General features: G+C 52.0%; 7 protein-coding genes and 1 rRNA gene. 1 reads left to right on the top strand and 7 read right to left on the bottom strand.

Annotation, left to right across the window (positions count from 1 at the left end):
- The first annotated feature begins 17 nt into the window (after positions 1-17).
- Positions 18-134: ribosomal RNA gene (gene rrf, locus Q8M98_06515) — 5S ribosomal RNA — on the top strand.
- A gap of 141 nt (positions 135-275) precedes the next feature.
- Here the strand turns inward: rrf and Q8M98_06510 are convergent.
- The 7 genes from Q8M98_06510 to purS form a co-directional block, all read right to left on the bottom strand.
- Complete coding sequence (locus tag Q8M98_06510; protein ID MDP3114413.1) at positions 276-1,418, bottom strand: iron-containing alcohol dehydrogenase; 1,143 nt, start codon at positions 1,416-1,418, stop codon at positions 276-278.
- Positions 1,419-1,681: 263 nt separating this feature from the next.
- Positions 1,682-2,812, bottom strand: coding sequence for a hypothetical protein (locus Q8M98_06505; GenBank protein MDP3114412.1), 1,131 nt, complete (start codon positions 2,810-2,812; stop codon positions 1,682-1,684).
- 9 nt (positions 2,813-2,821) lie between these two features.
- The gene (locus tag Q8M98_06500) at positions 2,822-4,684 is read right to left on the bottom strand and encodes a glutamate mutase L (GenBank protein ID MDP3114411.1); all 1,863 of its coding nucleotides are present in this window, start codon (positions 4,682-4,684) and stop codon (positions 2,822-2,824) included.
- A 16-nt stretch (positions 4,685-4,700) separates the two neighbouring features.
- Positions 4,701-5,099, bottom strand: a complete 399-nt coding sequence (locus Q8M98_06495) for a hypothetical protein (GenBank protein ID MDP3114410.1) — start codon at positions 5,097-5,099, stop codon at positions 4,701-4,703.
- A gap of 1 nt (position 5,100) precedes the next feature.
- On the bottom strand, positions 5,101-5,802 hold the full coding sequence (locus tag Q8M98_06490) for a ComF family protein (GenBank protein ID MDP3114409.1): 702 nt from the start codon (positions 5,800-5,802) through the stop codon (positions 5,101-5,103).
- Positions 5,774-6,469, bottom strand: coding sequence for a phosphoribosylformylglycinamidine synthase subunit PurQ (gene purQ, locus Q8M98_06485; GenBank protein ID MDP3114408.1), 696 nt, complete (start codon positions 6,467-6,469; stop codon positions 5,774-5,776). The genes Q8M98_06490 and purQ overlap by 29 nt, the downstream gene beginning before the upstream one ends.
- Positions 6,470-6,476: 7 nt before the next feature.
- Positions 6,477-6,728 carry a phosphoribosylformylglycinamidine synthase subunit PurS gene (gene purS / locus Q8M98_06480; protein ID MDP3114407.1) on the bottom strand — a complete coding sequence of 84 codons (252 nt, stop codon included), beginning with the start codon at positions 6,726-6,728 and terminating at the stop codon, positions 6,477-6,479.
- Between the last annotated feature and the right edge of the window lie 389 nt (positions 6,729-7,117).

Below are 7,117 nucleotides of genomic sequence, written 5' to 3'. Positions count from 1 at the left end.
ATTTTAGAGGCGTTGGCGATGGTGGTTATAGCAGTGAGGCAACACCTGTTCCCATCCCGAACACAGAAGTTAAGCTCATCTGCGCCGATGGTACTGCATGGGCAACTGTGTGGGAGAGTAGGTCGCCGCCATCGCCAACGTTTTTTTTGCGTAAAGGCGAAACCTCAGCAAAAGCGTGATTCCCCAATCATACCTATTCAGACAGATTTAATCTATTACTATCGAGCCGGTTTTATCGATCCCAGCCCTATTCTCAATCTCCCGGTTAAATTAGATTAATACGCCAGCATGAGCAGCGCTTCAATCTCTGCGGAGTTGAATTTGCTGACGGCGCCGATGGTCTTGCTGCTCATGATGATCTCGAGGATCTTGGGCAGGTCATTTATCTTGATACCGAGATCGCGAAGGTTGGTGGCTGAACCCCAGGATTCGATCTTGTCGCGCAGGCTGCGCAAAGCGTGGGAGACACTGTCCTCGCCCCAGACGTTTTTTGCCCAATATTGGAAACGTTTGGGATCTCTTTCACTCATATATTCGATCCAAGCGGGGAAAATGACTCCGAGTCCCTCGCCGTGGGCGATGGATGGATTGAGTGCGGAAAAGGCGTGTTCGATCTGATGGCAAGCCCAGTCTCCGCCTTTGAGTCCGATTCCGCTGATGCCGTTGAGCGCGAGGGTTGCGCTCCAGGCAAGATTGCTGCGGGCGACGAGATCGCATGAGTTATCTTTCAAACGGTCGGTCATTTCCACGATGGTCTTGAGCAGGGCGGAATTGATGGCAAGGGTGCTGAGGGCTTTATCGTCAACAAAATAATATTCCAGAATATGCGCGGTGGCGTCAAGAGCGCCGTTCGCGGTTTGATTGAACGGCAGGCTGCATTGCACGGCTGGATCGATGATTGTGACCTTTGGATAGACGAGTGTGGAGGAAAAAGCCCATTTCCTGAGCTCGTCCATGTTTGTGATCACGGCATTACCGTTCATTTCGCTGCCGGTGGCGGAGATCGTGAGAACGGTGAAAATCGGCAGGGCTTGCGCGACCCTTTCCTTTCCGGTGAAAGCGTTCCATGCGTCTTCCAAGAAAAAGCCTGCCGCAACGGTCTTTGCGGTATCAATGACGCTGCCTCCACCGACGGCAAGGATGGCGTCCACGGATTCTGATTTTGCCTGGTCGATGAGCTCGCGCGCCTTTTTCAGAGTAGGATTCGCCTGCACGCCCCATCCCTCGACCCAATCAATCGAAGCTCTTTTGAGGCTATCGCAGACCTGGTTATGCACATTATTATTGCGGATCGAACCCCCGCCGGCAACGAGAAGGCATTTTTTGATGCCGGCTTGCTGCATCTCTTTGCCCAACAAGCTGATCACTCCGCTGCCGAAGTGCACTTTCGTAGGGTTGCAAAAACTGAAATTCTCCATTTCCATCCTCTAAGATACAGAATTTATATCCATATACTACCATACATTATAACTGAATCGGATGGAAGATGCAAATGGGATAGTTCAGTTAGTGGAATGGTGTGCAGCGAACATGGAATCACCGACGTCCCCGTCGGTTCCAACGCGTCCGCCCCATCAGTGCCGACACAACAAAGCTCGGGGTGCAGCGAACATGGAATTACCGACGTCCCCGTCGGCTCCAACGCTCCGCCCCTGATGGGGCTTGCCTGCGATGCAACAATTTATGATTCGATCACTTCCACATTCGCGCGGGGGATGCGGAATCTCGTCCCGTTCTCAAATTCGGCTTCGAGGATGCGTACCCATGTTTCGGATTCCACTTGGGTCAGCTCTTCCGGCAGGGAGATCACTTTGGCGATCTTGCCAAAATTGGGCTGTCGGATGATGCGAATCAGGGTTCCGGGTTCGAGAATCGGCAGGCTGGCTTCCTTAGCGATCAATTCATCTTCGGTGAAATCCATCGGAATGATGATCTCGGGACGCATGACACCGGCACGGATCTGGGTTTTGCCATGGATTGAGGTCTTTTTCCCGTCTAACGATTTCAGCAGATCAAAAGTCTTTTGCGCCATGGTGATTTTGCCGAATCCTTCGGTGCAAACGATGGTGAGACCGATGTTTTCGTGTCCGGTGATGGCGACTCCGATGTCGTATCCGAGCATTTTCTTGATGTCCTGATCATCAATGCCGCCGGTGATGATGGCTTTGACACCATGCTTGATGGCGACGTCGATCGTGAGATAAGAGATGAAGGCTCCGGCGACGATGATCTTGTCCCGGCAGGAATCGTCGATCTTGGCGGGGCTGAGCTCATCATCCGGGGTCAGAGCCATAAATTTGAGCTCGCCGATGGTCTCTCCGCCGATGCCAAAGATGCCTTGGATATAGGCTGATTTGTTTTCGATGACGACACCCTCGTCCGGGATCACTTCGGTGATGAATCCATCCATGAAAGCTTTGACCTGCACGGGGATACGCGGTTCGCGCAGGAGTATCTGTCCGGTCACGGCAGAGATATTTTCCACCTCGCCGTCACAGGGAGAGCGCACTTCGGTTTTAAAGATGCCGAGTCCGAAGAGACCTTTGTTTTCGGCAAGAATGGTATCCTTGGAGATCTGCTGTCCGGGCTTGATCTTGATATAATTGACCAATTGCGAGGGTGTTACGCCAAGTTTGTTGGCGAGGTTGAAAGGTATCACTTTCCCGGGAAGAAGGGTTTCGGCGATGACGGTTTCAGCTTTCACCATGTCGCCTTTTTTCACAAGAACCTGTCCTTTGAGGGGCAGGATGCGTTCTTTTTTCAGGATGATGCTATCGGTTACGGTTAATCCGGCTGAATATGCTTGTCCCATTTTTTCCTCCTATACCAGAATGTCATTGGGGTATGCTTTGAGTTCTCGCATCCATTTCTTGAGGGAAGCGATGCGTTGAGCCTTCTCTGTGGGAAGGGTGAAGGGTCTTCTGCCACGGGTGTCGAGCACGATGCCAACCTGTCCGCCGTGGAGATCGATATCCAGTTCGCGGTTCTTATCCTTGTCCAGGATCAAACCGCCGTGGGTTTTGAGATGAGCTTTGGCAATCTCGCCTATGCCGCAGGGGATGAGACGGACTTCTCCATAAGGGATGTCCTCTTCAAACGAGGTTCCGTCGGGAAGCTCGAGTTTGGCATAGAGAGCCGGTTTGCCAAGCTTGCCTTTGCCGACGGGGGCGACGCAGGTGCCGAGATAGATCATGCAATCCTTACGGAAGACTTCCGTCGCGGCTTTGGCACTGATTTCGGAAAGCACGCCAAGATGGGGCATCATGAAGATGCTGTCCACCGCGAGGCGGGTGATTCCCTCAGGCAAAAAGGAATCGATGAGCATCATCACTGTTTGATGACGACGCGGGGCGTGAGAAAGCACTCCGCCGCTGCCGACGAGAAGGTTCAAAGTCATCAGATTCACGATCGATGCTCCGGAAGTGGTTTGGCTGAAAGCTTCGGAGATATCGCGTTGACGCTGCATGCCTTTCAAACCGGAGGCAAACTCTTTGTGCTGTTCAAAAGCGAGACGCAGGGCTTCTTTGGCGATGGCTTGTTCGAGCACGAGTTCTTCCAAAAGCGAGGGGATCGTAGTGGGACGGATCATCTTGTTTTTGATCATGTTGCGCAGTTCGCTTTCATTGATGTCAAAGGGAACCCAGCGCATGATGTTTGCAAGACCGGCGGAAGCTAACACGTTGGAAATGCTGTAGCTCATGCCAAGGTTGGCGCTCACGGTGCGGTTGAAAACATGCTCTTCGGTGAATACGGAAAAGATGTCCGTGGTAGCTCCTCCGATATCGACGCCCACCACTTCGATGTTTTCATCCTTGGCGATGGTCTGCATGATGTTTCCCACTGCTGCGGGAGTTGGCATGATCGGCACGTTTTCCAGATCCGGTCCCTTGGTCCATTCCATCAGCTTATTATAGCCGGGAGCCTGTTTCATCACGTGTTCCATGAAGAGATCGTGGATCTTATCGCGAGCGGGACCGAGGTTTTCGGTTTCCAGTTTGGGACGGATGTTTTCGGTGATGATCAGATCGACCTTTTCTTTCAAAGTGTTGCTGATCTCGACGCGGGCTTCTTTATTTCCGGCAAAGATCACGGGAAGTTTGTAGCTGGAACCAAGACGTGGCTTGGGATCGGCACCGCTGACGAGCTCTGCCATTTCCACGACGTGTTTGACGGTGCCGCCATCTTCGCCGCCTGCCATGAGAATCATATCCGGACGCAATTGGCGGATGCGCTCGATCTTTTCGTGGTTCATGCGTTTGTCGTTGCTGGCGATCAGATCCATCACGATGGCTCCGGCACCGAGGGCTGCGCGTTCAGCGCTTTCTCCGGTCATGGAAGCCACCACTCCGGTGACCATCATCTGCAAGCCACCGCCGGCGGAAGAAGTTGAAACATAGGCATCTACGCCGATGTCACCATTGCGCGGAATGACGAATTCGCCATTTTCCATAAACTTGATATTGGGGTTTTTGTGCTTCAGGCGAGCCAGTTCTTCCATCTCCTGAGTGGCGTTGATCACACCTTTGGTGACGTCGTTCAGCGGAGCTTCCACAGTCGTGGGAGCCTCACCGCGGATGGTTTGGCGATATTCGCCGTCCACCCATTCGATTAAAATTGCCTTGGTGGTCGTGCTGCCACAGTCTGTGGCAACGATGCGGGTCAGGCGTTTTTCATCGTATTGCATGTATTCCTCCGCTTATTCAGCTTTTTTTATCTTTGGTTCTTATCAATTTTGCAAAGAAGGCTTTGAACTGGTTGCGCCGACGTTTGCGTTTGAGCTTTGCCTCGGCGCGGCGCTCGCGGTTGATCTCTTCATCCATTTCGTCGATGCGTTGGATCAGTCTTTTAAGGTTTTCTTCGTTTTCGATCATCAGGGCAAAGCGTTGATATTTCTGCGAATCGAAGATCACTTCAGCAAAGGGCAGCACAAAATACATGAACTGTGCGCCGATGCCGTGCAAGGGGCGGACGGATTCCAGAAAGAGGATGCCCGCAGGGGCAAGATGCCGTTCGGCGATGAATCTGGCGACGCGCTCGATCATGTCCGCCGCTTCGGCTTCGTTGAGTGTGGACTTGATTTCCTGATATCCTTTGTTCATGCTAAACCGCCCGAGCAGCGGTCAAAACCGCAATATATCCAGCTCCGCCGCTTTTGAGGACTTGAGAAACCTCGTTCACGGTGCTGCCGGTGGTGAAGACATCGTCGATCAAGAGGACGCGTTTGTTGGTCAGATCCGCTTTATGCCTTAGCTTGAAGGCGCCGCCGAGGTTTTTGATCCGCTGCTGTTTGTGCAGCCGGGTTTGGCTCTCGGTATATTGATGTCTGGAAACGGGATCGGCATATTTGACGCCCAAAGCCTTTGCCAGAGCGCGCGCCAACAGCTCGGACTGGTTGAATCCGCGTTCGCGAAGGCGCACCCGATGCAATGGCACAGCGGTGATAAAATCTATATCCGAGAGTTCCGCATTGGCGTTCACAGTGGTTTGCATCCCTTTGACGATGAAGGAGACCGGCGAGACCATACCATTGTATTTAAGCTGATGGATCATGGTTTGCATAGGGCCATTGAAACGATAAGCCGCTCTGGCGATATCAAAGTAAAATTCATTCTCGGCGCAGACCTCGCAATCCTCACTTTCCAGAGGAGTGCCGCATTTTTTGCATACGTCTTCGTCCAACGTTCCGATCATTTCCAGACAAGTGTCGCACACGATCAAGGACGCGGTTTCCATCCTGCCGTGGCAGTGAAAACAAGCCGGCGGAAAGAGCAGATCAAGCAGGGGAAGCAAAAAAACTCTCAATGGCTGCAAAGATCATTCTCCCGTCGCGGCTGCACACGACATCGGTTGCGGCTCTTTCCGGATGCGGCATCATGCCCAGGACGTTGCGCTTGGTATTGCAGATTCCGGCAATGCCTGAGCGTGAACCGTTGGGGTTTGATTCCGGATTTACGCTTCCATCTTTATCGCAATAGCGAAAGATGATTTGCGCGTTTGCTTCGAGGCTGTTCAAGCCTGCTTCGTCGATGAAATAGTTGCCTTCTTTATGGGCGATGGGGATGTCTAACGCAGTGCCGGGAGAAATCTGATAACTAAAGGGATTGTCGTTATTTTCCACGCGGATATATTGGTGTTGGCAGATGAAATCAAGCCCGGCATTCATCAACAGGGTTCCGGGTAAAAGACCGCACTCCGTGAGGATCTGAAAGCCGTTGCAGATGCCCATCACGAGCCCGCCCTGATTGGCAAAAGCGACCACTTCGTTCACGATGGGGGAAAACCTCGCCAACGCGCCGCAGCGCAGATAATCGCCATAGGAAAAACCGCCGGGAAGGATCACCAGATCAGGGGACTCCAGATCGTGATCCTTGTGCCAAATCATCTTCGTTTCATGCCCGCGAGAGGCAAATACTTCCGCTGCATCGTGATCGCAATTTGACCCGGGAAATGTGATTACACTTACTTTCAAAATCGAATTACTCTACTTTTTCCAGCTCGAAACCATAGTGCTCGGTATTGTGATTGGCGAGCAGCGAACTGCAGATCTTTTCCACCTGAGCGCTCACGGCGGATTCGTCATTATTGTCAAAAATGATCTCTATGTATTTGCTGACGCGGGTATCAAGCACCTCCGCATAGCCAAGTGCATGCAGGGAATTGCTCACCGCTTTGCCCTGCGGATCGAGGACGCTGGGTTTCAGGCGGACGAATATTTTTGCTTTTAGCATCGGCTAACCTCATGGTTTTTTCTTGGTAAGTCTAAACATCTCAGAATAGGGTTTTAGTCAATACTTTTTTTTGAAGAAATGCCGCAAAAGTCATAATACTATGGAATTATCTACGTCCCCGTCGGTTCCTGTCCGCAGGATCGGTTACAGATATTTGGATGGTTTACGAAATTGGCAGATGTGCCATGTTCATCGTTACTATCGCCGACGGGGACGTCGGCGCTCCATGAGAAGGCGTTCCATGAGACTATGCAATGGGAAACCGGAATTTACCACCCCAATGGTTAACTCATTGCAGGTTAACTATTTGCAGGCACTCCGCAGGATCGGCATCCGGCGCTACCTCCTTAGCATTACGGAGTCAATACGGACTTAGTCCGTAATGAGTC

The sequence above is a fragment of the Candidatus Cloacimonadaceae bacterium genome, assembly GCA_030693415.1.
GTDB lineage: Bacteria > Cloacimonadota > Cloacimonadia > Cloacimonadales > Cloacimonadaceae > JAUYAR01.
The sequence above is the reverse complement of the archived record's forward strand: the minus strand, read 5'-3'. Positions and strand labels throughout refer to the sequence as shown.